The organism is Paenibacillus campi (genome assembly GCF_034659835.1).
Lineage (GTDB): Bacteria > Bacillota > Bacilli > Paenibacillales > Paenibacillaceae > Saccharibacillus > Saccharibacillus campi.
This window is the reverse complement of sequence record NZ_JAXSQZ010000002.1, coordinates 861,517-875,122: the sequence shown is the minus strand read 5'-3', so window position 1 is coordinate 875,122 and position 13,606 is coordinate 861,517. Positions and strand designations below refer to the sequence as shown.

The window sequence follows — 13,606 nt, the reverse complement described above, 5'->3', positions numbered from 1 at the left end:
CTGCCTCCATCCTATGTGAGGTTATGCGTGACGATCGTAACTATCATCATTATGAGAGCGATACAACTGCACCATTGCGCCATTTATGTACGATCTACTCGCCTATTCGATGCGCTTACACTCCTTTATTTTTAGAAAAGAGGTCGTCCGAATGTTAAAACTTAACCAGTTATCCGATATTTTGGAACTGCAACGTATATGTGAACAATATGACGGAATTTCACTAAAGTTAAACTGGGATATTTTGAAAAATCGTTCTCCGGGCATACAGGAGGATTTTTTTGACTATGAGGACGGCGAGCTGATATCATTTCTCGCCCTATACGTATTAGGTAATAAGATCGAAGTGTGTGGCATGACCCATCCTGAATATAGGAACCAAGGGCGTTTTTCCGGTTTGTGGACAGAAGCGATGCAAAGCCCTGCCATCAAGCGAATGAGACAGATTTTATTCAATACGCCCAAAGCTTCTTTATCGGGTCAGCAATGGGTACAGAGCCGTCAAGCGCAGTTCCATAGCAGCGAATATGCGATGAAACTACAACAGGGAAGCAACAGTTTTATGGAGCAAGTTCCCTCTGTAGAGATCGCTCATTTACGTCCATTCCAGCAAGAAGATACAAATCTGTGGGCAAAGCTGGATGCCGAAGCGTTTGGCATTTCGGAATTTTCTACGATTGCCGCACTCGCAGGCCCTTTACGTTCACCGTCACGTGCCATGCTTGTCATTGAACATAGCGGGCTGGCTGTCGGCAAAATCGAGATTGATCGCCATGACGAACATAGCTGGATTTATGGCTTTGTCATTGATCCGGTGCTACGCGGACATGGACTCGGACGCAGTGCACTGCGTCAAGTCGCACAGCAGGAGCAAAGCAGAGGCAACCAAGTATGGCTTGATGTTGTAGCTACGAATACACGAGCACTGCATCTGTATGAATCGTGTGGCTTTGTGCAGCAGGATGTGCAAGATTATTACACTTATGAGTTGCCACAAATCTAAACGGCAGCTCCCGCCTCAACTTCGTTTCGTATATACTAACATTGCAGACAGTACATTTATATCCATTGCCAGCAATATTTGCATATCTAATCTATATTGCTAGCCAAACGAAAAAAGCGTCGATCCAGGCGGTGGAGGTCCGGTCCACCGTAGGATCAACGCTTTTTTGCAGAACTGCTGAACTTTCCGTACATGACTGGGACAGACGGTTCAACAGTCCTAATCTCCTGCAAAGGAGAAGGCCGTATGTTCATGTGGTTCATCTATGTGAAAAGGCGCTGGCATCAAAATGATGGGGGATTTTGATACCGTCCTCTTTCACCTAACTAACGCTCCAAGTTGGAGCAAAGGCTACTGCCGTACCAGCGTTCGCTCTGCAACAAGCGCAAAGACGATTTCCGCCTGGGACGGCATGCCGAAGCAGATCAACATAATCGATCGAGCCGGCAACATGCTCCTGCTCTGGAACATGGCGCTGCATCGTTCCATCGGAAATATAAAACATATCGATCCGTTGCGGCACACAACCAAAGGCTGTCCGGCAAAATACGTTGCTCAGATGAATAAATGCTTCTTCCAGATGGGGCTCACGCTCCCAGAAAAATTTCTGGACAATCAGGCTCTTGTGTCCGGATGGCTCATCACCCGGTTGCGCTGTTGTCCAGGGCAATTGCCATACCGCCTGGAAAATGAGCGACAGCTCCGTATGCAGCTCAGGCACGATCACCCGGTGTTGTTCATATAATATAACCGGGTAGTCTGCTGGCTGATTATGTCGCAATAATGCAGCCAGATTCGCGATTACAGCGTCTTTAATTTCCCAGTAGTGGGCTTCACTCTCAAAGCCGACCGGACGACGGGGCCAACGCAGATCGACCAGTGTGCCGATATGGCTAATTTCACGTAGTTCTGGCGACATCGTATAATAGGCATTAATCGCATGACCTGCTGCAACGAGTACACGTTGTTGCCAAGTTGGCTGCTTAGGTTGCTTCGTTATATGCGGAGCTTGTCCACCATACGTTTGGCGCAGCCAATCTTCCAGCTTGTAATCATGAAGCACCATTTGCTCCGAGGCTGTTGTCGATATACTCACGTTTGTATTCACCTGCTTCTAAGCTGTACGATGCTGCTATCGTTATACGACGCTGATGACAGCGCCAGCGAAATGTTTACCGAAGTTGCGGCATACGTCTTTGTCTTCTGCTGCCGGATTTAGCTCAATTTTCAAGCTTTCCTGTACGAGCTGTGCACCGCGCTCTTTCAGCTTATCTGACAACAGATCAACCGCTGCTGCAAATTGATCGTATGCGGTATCACCGCTTCCGAATACAGCCGCCTTTTTCCCTGTCAAGTCCAGCTCATCCATATCTTCATAAAAATCGAGGAATTCATCCGGCAATTCGCCGTCTCCCCACGTATAAGCACCCAAAATGAAGGCGTCATAGTCTAGCAAAATATCGGCATCCACATCCATCGATTGCTTTACATCCACCTCTGCACCTGCAGCTTGAATGCCTTCTACGATTAGGTCAGCCATTTCTTCGGTGTTGCCGGTCAAGCTGGCGAATACGACTAAAAATTTCGGCATAGCGATCCTCCCGTGTGCTTTCTTTCTCTCGTCGGTTTCTCTGTGAACATCATAATTGATAATGATTATCATTGTCAACATTTTATTTGAATTTTTTATTTTTTTGTATGTTTTCGATTTGTGCAGCGCTGGTCATCCCCGCTTCACCAACCGTAAGCAATTGGCATGATCCCTTGCTACTAAGGGGATCGGCAGCTTACAGTTTCATTGCCAAATGCAAAAAGGACGAAATCGTCTGTTGTGTACAGCCCGGTTTCGTCCATTCATTTCGCTACAATCATAGTTGTTAACTGCTTCATGCTTAATGAAATTAGAGCATATCAGCATATAACGTAAAGTACACGGGCTAACGAATTGCGCAGCTCCACTTCAATTTTAATAAAATAGACGGATGCGTCTCGATTGATGATTCAAAGTTCATCCGCTCATCTCATAAAAGACGCAACTGCCCTGCTTGCGCTTAAAAAGGACGCGCTGCCGTATACATATCATACGCTGGCAACTGCCAAAATTCATATGCATACTGTCCTTGCTCGGTCATAATCAAACGTATCCGCCCACGGCGCTGCATATCTTCCAGCAATCGACCTGCTTGATACACTGTCATCGTCGTCATCATCGATACGTCTGCTGGCGTAAAGCGATTATGCGTCTGTTCGGCAACACGTTGCAGTTGCCGTTCAAACCAGCGTCGTTGCTTTTGCTTTTCACCATGCCATAATACATACCCGATGGCTGCCGGTACAAAAATCCAGCTAATTCCCGCTAAAATTTTTAATGTTTGCGGTAAAAATTCGCGGATGACAAGCAACAGAATGATTGCTCCGACAACAAACAACACCGTCGTTAATGTTGACCTTTGTCTGGACATTTTCATCGCCTCCCAAATTGCAGTAGGATTCGTTTCGATCCGTACGGATGAACTGTATCGATATCGACTGTGCATATCGATGTGCAACATCGTGGGTATAGTGGACATCATCAAGTTAAATATAGTATTTCATAGTTGCATAAATGCGTAATATAAGTATAACGCTGTCCTTGCTCCTTTTCCAGTTAGCGAGCGATAAATAGCGGTTTTAGTAACGATTTGTACAAATATTCGTATGGATGAATGGTGTACAGTAGTGCATAGAGGATAAATTGCGGTGGTGATTTGAGCCGATTTGAGCGGTTCGTATGGCGCCGAACAGGTGGTTGTTGTACAATGGAATGCGGTGAACCATGACGGAACATAGGCAGCTACAGGCTGCACCTATCTTTGATTTTACGTATACGTATAGGAGTGATCCAAACGGTAAATCGGTGAAAATTAACTATAAGGATGGTTAGACAATGTATATTGCAGATCAATGGAAAGACTATGAATTAATCGATACAGGCGACGGTGAGCGTTTGGAGCGTTGGGGCGAAATTTTGCTGCGCCGTCCTGACCCACAGATCATTTGGCCCAAAACTGGAAATGATCCGCGGTGGAGTCAAGTTCATGGTCATTATCACCGCAGCTCCTCCGGTGGTGGGGAATGGGAATGGAAACGCAAAATTCCGGAGCGCTGGGAGCTTGCTTTTCAAAATTTAAAATTCCATATTAAACCGACTAACTTTAAGCATACCGGATTATTTCCTGAGCAGGCTGCTAACTGGGCTTGGATGATGAACAAAATCGAGCACGCCGGTCGCCCGATCTCGGTATTAAATCTATTTGCTTACACCGGCGGGGCAACGGTTGCCACTTCCGCAGCAGGTGCATCGGTCGTGCATGTCGATGCAGCCAAAGGTATGGTGCAATGGGCAAAAGAAAATCATGAACTGTCCGGCATTGGCGAACGTCCGGTTCGGTTTATTACGGACGATGTATTCAAATTTGTACAGCGTGAACAGCGCCGTGGTAACAAATACGATGCGATCATTATGGACCCGCCATCGTACGGACGTGGACCGGGTGGCGAAATGTGGAAGCTGGAACAAAGTCTGTATCCGTTCCTCGAATCATGTATGTCGATCATGTCGGATCAGCCGCTATTTATGCTCATTAACTCCTATACAACCGGACTTGCACCGACCGTGCTGTCCAATATTTTGAATATGACATTAAAACAACGTTTTGGCGGTACGATCTCTGCCGGTGAGATTGGTCTGCCGATTACGAACTCCGGCATGGTGCTGCCATGCGGTATTCTCGGACGCTGGGAAAGCTAAGGAAGTATGACTTCCCGTTCTTCCCGCTCCGGACGGGAAGCTGCTGCCAAGCGTCGCGGCAGCAGCCCATCCACCGCAAACGCCCGCACGCTTGGCAGACAGCATGGCAATACAGCCAAGCAGGGCAAATCGTCAACATCTTCAACGAAACGCAATCATAATCAACGTCCCCAGACGACTGAGAATAAGCATCCATCTGGGCGCACTCATCAGCTAGACGTATCCGGGGCGAATCGTTCCTCTCGTGCGACTGCTCCATCCAAGTCGACTCGCGACCAGGCGGCACAGACACAGCATCCATCAGTAAGTCAGACAAGCCATTATGCGGCAGACGAAACGGGTACAAATCGTGCTGAAATCCCTATTCCTGTACTGTATGAAGATAATCATGTGATCGGTGTCGTCAAACCGGTCAATATTCCTTCACAGGCGGACGCTACCGGTGATGTTGATATGCTGGCATTAATCAAACAAGCTTTAAAGCAGCGTTATCAAAAAGAAGGCAATGTGTTTCTCGGTCTTGTGCATCGGCTGGATCGTCCGGTCGGCGGTGCGATGCTGTTTGCCAAAACGTCAAAAGGTGCCTCCCGTCTGTCCGACTCGGTGCGCAGCGGCAAGCTTGGCAAACGCTATGTTGCCGTACTGCGTGGTATCCCTGCACGTGCACAAGCTACACTGCGACATACATTGCTCAAAAACTCCCGCACAAACACATCTGCAGTCGTTCCTGCGGGTACAGCGGGCGGTAAAGACGCGGTGCTCGATTACGAATTGCTTGCTGTCGATCAACAAGCTAATCTGTCGCTTGTGCTCATCCAACTGCACACCGGACGCTCGCACCAAATTCGTGTGCAAATGGCAGCTACCGGACATCCATTGTTTGGCGATCAGCGTTATGGTGTAAACGTCAATCGTCCAGGCGAGCAGCTCGCGCTCTGGTCGGTATTGGCATCTGCCCCGCATCCGGTGAAAGATGAACGGGTGCGGATTGTATCGTTACCACCACGTTTGCAGCCGTGGACACAATGGTCGGAGAAACTTTATGAGCAATTGGCGCAGCGACTGGATCGTGAGCAGGAGTAAGGCGGATCGATGGTAGCTGTGCGCACACTAAAGTGATAATGCCATCCCCACTATGGTACGTATAGTACGGAATAAAGCGCTGGACTTCCGTTTTCATTCCAAAGCAGAGTCGAACTTATTGAACTATGCTTATGCGATACATGCTTATGCGATCATAATAGATCATAAGCTCGGTATACTATAAATTAAAGCAAGACAAAACAATAACCTTCATGAATGTTGCCGATGAATGCACCTGACATTGTACAGTGCTGCGCTAGGCGCTATTCGTGAAGGTTATTTGGGTTGGGCTTTAATTTGGGCTGTTTATTTGGCTGGTTGATTTGTTGTTTAGTGGATTATGTTATCGATCAGTGATGCTATTATTGCTAATCGATGCAGGCTACGCTCCATGCTCACTTCCAGCCAACAGCAAATGCCGTAATCTATCAATGCTACGCTCACTAGTCGCCTTTTTATGTTCTGAATGTGGAGGATGATCGTTGATATGAGCGAATGCTTCGGCATTTCGATGTTCCGACTTTACTGCCAACGCCTCGTGCTGGCGTTCATAATAAGCAATTTGTACGGTTGCAGGTTGATTATGAGCTACATATAGCGGTTGCCATACTATTGCTGGCTCCTGCATTGCTGTAGACTGCGCATCATTTTGCACGATACGTTGAGGCAAAATGGCAACCCCTTTACACTGACGAATTAACGTCAGCAGCATATCGAGCGTATCCACCGGACGTAAATTCCAGACATATTCACGATAACGCTGCATATACTCCAATGTTGCCTGATGGTACGGACAATCATTGTCCCGCATTACCAACAACGGATAGTTTGCCAATTGAGCGGGTAACGGATTTATCGCTGCATGTTGATCGCTAGTGAACGCTGCCGATACTGCCCAGCCTACTTTCTCCTGTATCGTAAACCGGCAAATCGCTGTCTCTGCTTTATCGTTCCAGGGACGATTTAGCAAAATGCCGTCCAATTGATCCGCAAGCAACATCTCAATCAGTTCGCGTATAGGACGCGTATATATTTCCAGCGCAAGCTGTCCATTCCAGATCGCTTCGGTCAAATAACCTGCTGTAATCGTATAGGTCGCACCAATGCGCAGCGCAGTCGGTTGTGCTGACACTTCCGGTTGTTTAAATTCAACTTGCACCTGTTCCACCAATTTCAAAATACGATCCGTATACATCAACAAACGCTCACCTGCTGGTAATAGCTTGACCCCGCGCGCGGTGCGTTCAAATAATTCTGTATGTAACTCTCGCTCCAATTGCCTTACTCTGGCGGTAATATTGGACTGAACATAACCTAATTGATGAGCCGCCGCTGACATTGAACCGAGCCGGGCAACCTGACTGAAAATCGCTAAATCATTAAGTTCCATATGGATTCCTCCTATTGGAGTAGTTGGAAAGCATTCGTTGGCATTCGTTGGCATTCGTTGGCATTCGTTGGCATTCGTTGGCATTCGTTGGCATTCGTTAGTATTGGTTATCATTCGTTAGCATGCATGAGCATTATGCATCGTATCGTTATTTATCATAGTATGACCTATCACTGCCAGTGATGGCTTTGCTCATTTCTAATCATTATACAATCGATAACTGCCGCTTGTACAATAAAGCTACAAGTACAACAGCGCTGTTAAACTTGTGTAGGCAAGGCAATTTCCAGCCCACGTAGGTGATGATGGAGCCGTTCATTCATCCTTACAATGACGATGAATACATTGTTAAAAGGAGGAAACCGATGATTGGCATGCAATATACGATTCAGCTACCTGCTGATTATAATATGAACATTATTGATGAGCGTGTGCAGCAAAACGGGCATAAAACAGACGGGTATCCGCGCCTGCTATTCAAAGCCTATTTGGCGACAGTGAAAGGAATGCACGGTCAGACGACCAACAGCTACTGTCCACTCTATGTATGGAACAGTCAGCATGGTTTAAATTCCTTTTTGCTCGATGGCTCATATGATGCTATTTTGCAATCATTTGGCTGGCAACAGGTGCAGATTGGTATTCCGCTGGAACTGCCGCTTTCGACAACGACAAACAAGCAGTCACTAGATGTAGCATCTGTACACTTTGATGTTACTCGTTTACGACAGGCACGCTATGTGATCGAATATGTCGGTTCCATCCAGCCAGCGCTCTCGTTGCACGGACTACCGCATACGATCGCCCAGCATTTGCACACACAGGGATTACCGTCGCTCAGTTTGACGAGTCAGGGGCAATTGTTCATTTACAATCCGGATCAATGGGCGTATCATCAATTTTATTTTGTCGAAACCGTGCCAGCAGCTTTGCCAGCGTATTGTAAAATGTATACGATTTTGCACTGGTCATTTGGTGAGAAAGAGTGATTGCATAACAGAAAAGATAACCTTTGCCGCTAGAAAGGTCTATCATTGCGGACAGACCTTTCATTCGTTTTCTATAACGATCTCGTAAAAACGTATAACATATCGATTGATCGATTGTCGGATGCGCCACAAATGTACGCAAAACAACAGATAATCAAAAAGCAGCCTGTTCATCTTCGTTATGATGATGAATAGGCTGCTTGCTATTGATTGTATTAGTATGGAAATGCGCTTGTATCTGGTTCGCTGTCTTAATTAAAAATTAGGTTGGAAAGCTGCTAAATGTTCACTAGTAGGCTGACCGCGCTAAATGCGGAGTTTAATGTCATATCGCTTAGACACTTTCATGGTGTGATGTAGGTATATGCCCATACGATGGAGTCGGTCAGACAGCATATTTAAGCTGGTCAACGTACTAGTAGTTTGTCTAAAGTACATTTACAGTTTATCAATCCAACAATCGCTTGGTGCTGAATCGGTTTAGGGACGTTCAAACACAATTTCCATTTGAGAAAGTCTACTAGGGCGTGTACGCAAACTCGTATGATGTGAGCCACAGTAGTGGTGACACCCTAACTTTAGCCACCTTATAATTCAGCACTGTTCGTTGACAAATCTTCCAACACCGCAATAATAACGTCATTACGATCGAGCGTAATGATCGATTTGCCGACATGACGGCGTTCGTCGGTTTGTAATGCCTGCTTGCTGCTAAATGGAATCGTGCGATTGGGTGGTGTAATCGCGATAAAAGAGCGATGATCACGGCATACATAAGCGGCAATGATGCGATTGCCGTTCGGTTTAACACGTTTGCCTTCTTTTAATTCAAAAGTCGATACACCTTTACCGCCCCGACTTTGTGTCTGGTATTGCAGCATCGATGTACGTTTGGCATAACCGAGATCAGTCATGACCATCAACTGTCCATCTTCTTCCCCGTCAACCCATAATGATGTTACCACCTCATCATCATCAACTAACTGAATGCCACGTACGCCTGTCGATACCCGTCCCATCGTACTCACTTCTTCGGCACGGAAACGAACGCTCATACCGTTTTTTGTAATTAGCATTAAATCGCGTGCCTGTTCGCCTTTCGTTACAGATAACACTTCATCACCTTCAGCGAGCTTGCATGCTGCTACTGCGCCAGAACGCTTAGTCGCGTAATCTTTGACCTCAGTACGTTTCACCTGACCGCGTTTGGTCACAAAGACGAGACTTCCCGTCTCCTGCTCCAAATTACGTACCGGAATGACGCTAATGATCCGGTCTTCACGTGTCATCGAGATTACGTTAACGATCGCGGTACCGTTATCTTTCCATTTGAAATCCGGAATTTGGTGTACCGGCAGTACAAAATATTGTCCACGCTGCGTAAATACGAGCAAATTATCGAGCGTATTCACGTCTAGCACCTCGCGGATAAAATCATCTTCTTTCACACCAGCGCCGCTACGTTCGCCACCGGAGCGTGTAAATGACAACATACTAGTACGTTTAATATAACCATCATTCGAAAAGGTAACGAGCACATCTTCGGAATTGACCATCACTTCCAGATTGACTTTCAGTTCTTCCACTTCATCGCGAATTTCGGAACGACGTTCGATACCAAAACGTTCGTGGCTTTCCATCAGTTCCTTTTTGATTACACCGATCAGCTTTTTGTCGCTATCGAGAATCGCTTGCAGCTGTTTGATCTTTTTCTGAATATCTGCCAGTTCTTTTTCGACTTGATTAATTTCCAAATTGGTCAACCGATACAGCTGCAAATTCAAAATCGCATCGGATTGCCGCTCGCTTAGACCGAACATCCATTGCAAATTTTGGTGAGCATCTTGACGGTTTTTCGATGCTTTGATCGCTGCAATGACTTCATCGAGTACATTCAGCGCTTTGGCGAGCCCTTCCAGCACATGGGCACGCGCTTCCAGCTTGTCCAGATCATGTTGTGTACGGCGTGTAACGACCTCGCGCTGATGGGCAATATAAGCTTGCAAAATGCCTTTTAAGCCGAGTTGATGTGGGGCTTTGTTGACGATCGCTACCATATTAAAATTGTAGTTTACTTGCAGATCAGTCTTTTTGAGCAAATAAGCTAAAATTCCTTCGGCATCGGCATCTTTTTTCAGTTCAATCACGATGCGCAGACCGTCGCGTCCGCTTTCGTCGCGCACTTCGGCAATGCCTTCAACCTTTTTCTCCAAGCGAATATTTTCCATTGCGGTCACAAGTCGAACTTTTACAACTTGATACGGAATTTCGGTAATGACGATCTGCTGCTTGCCACCGCGCACTGTTTCGATGTCGGTTTTGGCACGCACATAAATGCGGCCTTTACCGGATTCATAGGCATCACGAATACCCGAGCCGCCCATAATGATGCCACCTGTCGGAAAATCGGGGCCTTTGACATACGTCATCAGCTCGTCCAGCTCCATCGCCGGATTTTCCATTAAGGCGATACACGCATCGATCACTTCCTGCAAATTATGCGGCGGAATCTCGGTCGCAAAACCGGATGAAATACCGCTCACACCGTTGACGAGCAAATTCGGATACCGCGCTGGCAGCACCATCGGCTCCTGTGCGGTATTGTCGAAATTATCTTTAAATTGCACCGTATTGCGATCGATATCGCGCAAAATCTCCATCGCAATCGCTGACAGACGCGCTTCGGTATAACGCATCGCTGCTGCCGGATCATCGTCCGGGGAACCCCAGTTACCGTGTCCATCAACGAGCGTATGCCCCATTTTCCACGGTTGTGCCATCCGTACCATACCGTCGTAAATCGATGCATCACCGTGCGGATGATAATTACCCATCACATCACCGACCGTTTTGGCGGATTTGCGGTAGCCTTTTTCCGGCGTATTGCCAGATTCGTACATCGCATACAAAATACGGCGCTGTACCGGTTTCAGACCATCCCGTACATCCGGAATCGCCCGATCTTGAATAATATATTTGGAATACCGACCAAAACGGTCACCGACGACTTCTTCCAAAAACGCCGGCATATATTTTTCTTCGCTAGCCATACGTTCACCTTACCTTACCTTCCGGTCATGCCGGATTATAATCAAAAACTGCTGGCGTGCAAAAAGGAATGAACACATCCATCCTAAGAGGTACGTCCCATTCCCGTTTGCAGCTTCACCGCAGCTCGCTGTTTATGCATCATACGACGGGGGTTATGCCCGCTCACTGCTTATTCTACGTATTCGGTAAAATCGACATTTTCGACGATCCAGCGTTTGCGCGGATCAACCTTATCGCCCATCAATGTGGACACACGGCGTTCCGCTTTGGCGGCATCTTCAATTTGCACTTGCAGCAATGTGCGTGACTCTGGATTCATCGTCGTTTCCCAAAGCTGCTCTGGATTCATCTCGCCCAATCCTTTGTAACGCTGTAAGTCCACGTTTTTGCCAAATTCCTTAAGTGACTGTTCCAGTTGCTCATCTGTCCAGACGTAACGCTCGTTCGCTTTTTTGCCGGAACGCTGCGTAATTTTGTATAGTGGCGGCTGGGCGATATATACACGCCCCATATCGATCAATGGTTTCATATACCGATAAAAGAACGTCAGCAGCAGCACCTGAATGTGCGCGCCGTCCGTATCGGCATCAGTCATAATGATAATTTTGGCGTAATTGCTATCTTCAACCGCAAATTCAGTGCCGATGCCAGCGCCGATGGCAGAGATGATCGCCCGATATTCCTCATTTTTCATAACATCCGCCAGCTTCGCTTTTTCCGGATTCATCGGTTTACCTTTGAGCGGCAAAATCGCTTGAATTTTGGAATCTCGTCCTTGTTTAGCTGAGCCGCCAGCGGAGTCACCTTCGACGATAAACAATTCGTTTTTGGAAAAGTCTTTTGATTGTGCCGGGCTAAGCTTACCGTTCAGATTGGAGCTTTCGCTGCGTTTGCGTCCACTGCGCATATCGTCACGCGCTTTGCGTGCCGCTTCACGCGCACGGGACGCTTGGATCGCCTTTTTGATCAGCTTTTGGCTAATCTGTGGATTTTCCTCCATAAAACGCTGCATATTTTCGGCTACGATGGCATCGACGACACCGCGTGCGGATGAGCTGCCGAGCTGATCTTTGGTCTGACCGACAAATTCCACTTCCGCCATTTTGACGCTAATGACCGCCATCATGCCTTCGCGCAGATCGCCGCCTTCGAGATTTTTGTCCTTTTCCTTTAGCATCGCGTTTTTGCGAGCATAATCGTTCAGTATGCGCGTGTAGGCTGTTTTGAAGCCGGTCTCGTGCGTACCGCCGCCGCGTGTCGGAATCGAGTTGACAAAGGACGCGATCGTTTCCGTATAGCCTGCATTGTATTGCAGCGCCACTTCCACTTCAATATCGTCACGCTCTGCACTGAAATGAATGACATCGTGCAGCACATCTTTGCCTTCGTTTAAATATTCCACAAACTGACTTGCTCCGCCTTCATAATAAAAGCGATCCGCTTTGTCGTTACGCTCATCACGCAGCAAAATCTCCAGCCCTGAGTTCAGAAACGCAATTTCCTGCAAACGCTCTGCCAGCGTATCATAGTTCAAAGCAATGCCGTTTTGGAACACACGGATATCAGGTTTAAAGGTGACTTTGGTGCCGGTCGTTTTCGTTTTGCCGATTTCTTCTAATCCGTTTACCGGCTCACCGACATGCTCTTTACCCTTTTTATCGACCCAGTATTCAAACCGCTGCCGATGAATCAAACCGTCGCGATAAATTTCGACTTCCAGCCATTCGGATAGCGCATTGGTAACCGAGGCACCAACCCCGTGCAAACCGCCGGACTTTTTATAGCCACCGCCGCCAAATTTACCGCCAGCATGCAAAATCGTAAATACGACCTGGGGCGTCGGAATGCCGCTTTTGTGCATACCTGTCGGAATACCCCGGCCGTTATCGTGTACGGTTACGGAACCGTCTTTGTTGAGGCTAATCTCAATTTTGTTGCAATATTTAGCCAGATGCTCGTCGACTGCATTGTCCACAATCTCCCAGACAAGATGATGCAGTCCGGACGAGCTTGTACTACCGATATACATCCCCGGACGTTTTCGTACGGCGACAAGCCCTTCAAGCACCTGAATGTCGTCAGCATCATACCCGGATGGCTGTGGATTTACGCCACGGGATGAATTAGTTAAAGAATCAATCTGTTCGACCATTCAAGGTCCTCCTTCTTTCTTTGCAATATCGCTACGTGCTGTTGTAACTGCGCTGTAGTCAGTATAATAGTTACTTTGCAATTACGCCAGAGTAGCACTACAATAAACCGCTAAACACAATCATGTACGATCCGTCAGCATGAGCGCT

Annotated in this window: 10 protein-coding genes; 4 read left to right on the top strand and 6 right to left on the bottom strand. The window is 47.1% G+C overall.

Annotation, left to right across the window (positions count from 1 at the left end; genetic code table 11):
• Positions 1–151: 151 nt before the first annotated feature.
• Complete coding sequence (locus U1I11_RS08905) at positions 152–1,003, top strand: GNAT family N-acetyltransferase (RefSeq protein WP_322905711.1); 852 nt, start codon at positions 152–154, stop codon at positions 1,001–1,003.
• A gap of 322 nt (positions 1,004–1,325) precedes the next feature.
• On the opposite strand, the gene U1I11_RS08900 is transcribed toward U1I11_RS08905, so the two are convergent.
• The 3 genes from U1I11_RS08900 to U1I11_RS08890 form a co-directional block, all read right to left on the bottom strand.
• Positions 1,326–2,099, bottom strand: coding sequence for a hypothetical protein (locus U1I11_RS08900; RefSeq protein ID WP_322905710.1), 774 nt, complete (start codon positions 2,097–2,099; stop codon positions 1,326–1,328).
• A 42-nt stretch (positions 2,100–2,141) separates the two neighbouring features.
• On the bottom strand, positions 2,142–2,594 hold the full coding sequence (locus tag U1I11_RS08895; protein ID WP_322905709.1) for a flavodoxin: 453 nt from the start codon (positions 2,592–2,594) through the stop codon (positions 2,142–2,144).
• A 460-nt stretch (positions 2,595–3,054) separates the two neighbouring features.
• Positions 3,055–3,465 (bottom strand): hypothetical protein, encoded by a 411-nt coding sequence (locus U1I11_RS08890; protein ID WP_322905708.1) that lies wholly within the window; start codon positions 3,463–3,465, stop codon positions 3,055–3,057.
• A 464-nt stretch (positions 3,466–3,929) separates the two neighbouring features.
• Between U1I11_RS08890 and U1I11_RS08885 the strand changes: the two genes are divergently transcribed.
• Positions 3,930–4,793, top strand: coding sequence for a class I SAM-dependent methyltransferase (locus U1I11_RS08885; protein WP_322905707.1), 864 nt, complete (start codon positions 3,930–3,932; stop codon positions 4,791–4,793).
• Positions 4,794–5,150: 357 nt separating this feature from the next.
• The gene (locus U1I11_RS08880) at positions 5,151–5,876 is read left to right on the top strand and encodes an RluA family pseudouridine synthase (RefSeq protein ID WP_322905759.1); all 726 of its coding nucleotides are present in this window, start codon (positions 5,151–5,153) and stop codon (positions 5,874–5,876) included.
• Between the two features lie 382 nt (positions 5,877–6,258).
• Here U1I11_RS08880 and U1I11_RS08875 read toward each other — a convergent pair whose 3' ends face one another.
• Positions 6,259–7,266: a LysR family transcriptional regulator gene (locus U1I11_RS08875; RefSeq protein ID WP_322905706.1), complete on the bottom strand. Its 1,008-nt coding sequence runs from the start codon at positions 7,264–7,266 to the stop codon at positions 6,259–6,261.
• Between the two features lie 365 nt (positions 7,267–7,631).
• On the opposite strand from U1I11_RS08875, the gene U1I11_RS08870 reads away from it, so the two are divergent.
• Positions 7,632–8,255, top strand: coding sequence for a DUF4865 family protein (locus tag U1I11_RS08870; protein WP_322905705.1), 624 nt, complete (start codon positions 7,632–7,634; stop codon positions 8,253–8,255).
• 587 nt (positions 8,256–8,842) lie between these two features.
• On the opposite strand, the gene gyrA is transcribed toward U1I11_RS08870, so the two are convergent.
• Both gyrA and parE read right to left on the bottom strand, forming a co-directional pair.
• The gene (gene gyrA, locus U1I11_RS08865; protein ID WP_322905704.1) at positions 8,843–11,305 is read right to left on the bottom strand and encodes a DNA gyrase subunit A; all 2,463 of its coding nucleotides are present in this window, start codon (positions 11,303–11,305) and stop codon (positions 8,843–8,845) included.
• Positions 11,306–11,475: 170 nt separating this feature from the next.
• On the bottom strand, positions 11,476–13,458 hold the full coding sequence (parE, locus tag U1I11_RS08860; protein WP_322905703.1) for a DNA topoisomerase IV subunit B: 1,983 nt from the start codon (positions 13,456–13,458) through the stop codon (positions 11,476–11,478).
• Positions 13,459–13,606: the final 148 nt, after the last annotated feature.

Bases quoted from the DNA above. Each gene is read 5' to 3' on its own strand.
- U1I11_RS08890 (WP_322905708.1), bottom strand. From the start codon at position 3,465: ATGTCCAGACAAAGGTCAACATTAACGACGGTGTTGTTTGTTGTCGGA.
- U1I11_RS08885 (WP_322905707.1), top strand. From the start codon at position 3,930: ATGTATATTGCAGATCAATGGAAAGACTATGAATTAATCGATACAGGC.
- parE (WP_322905703.1), bottom strand. From the start codon at position 13,458: ATGGTCGAACAGATTGATTCTTTAACTAATTCATCCCGTGGCGTAAAT.
- U1I11_RS08875 (WP_322905706.1), bottom strand. From the start codon at position 7,266: ATGGAACTTAATGATTTAGCGATTTTCAGTCAGGTTGCCCGGCTCGGT.
- U1I11_RS08870 (WP_322905705.1), top strand. From the start codon at position 7,632: ATGATTGGCATGCAATATACGATTCAGCTACCTGCTGATTATAATATG.
- U1I11_RS08905 (WP_322905711.1), top strand. From the start codon at position 152: ATGTTAAAACTTAACCAGTTATCCGATATTTTGGAACTGCAACGTATA.
- gyrA (WP_322905704.1), bottom strand. From the start codon at position 11,305: ATGGCTAGCGAAGAAAAATATATGCCGGCGTTTTTGGAAGAAGTCGTC.
- U1I11_RS08895 (WP_322905709.1), bottom strand. From the start codon at position 2,594: ATGCCGAAATTTTTAGTCGTATTCGCCAGCTTGACCGGCAACACCGAA.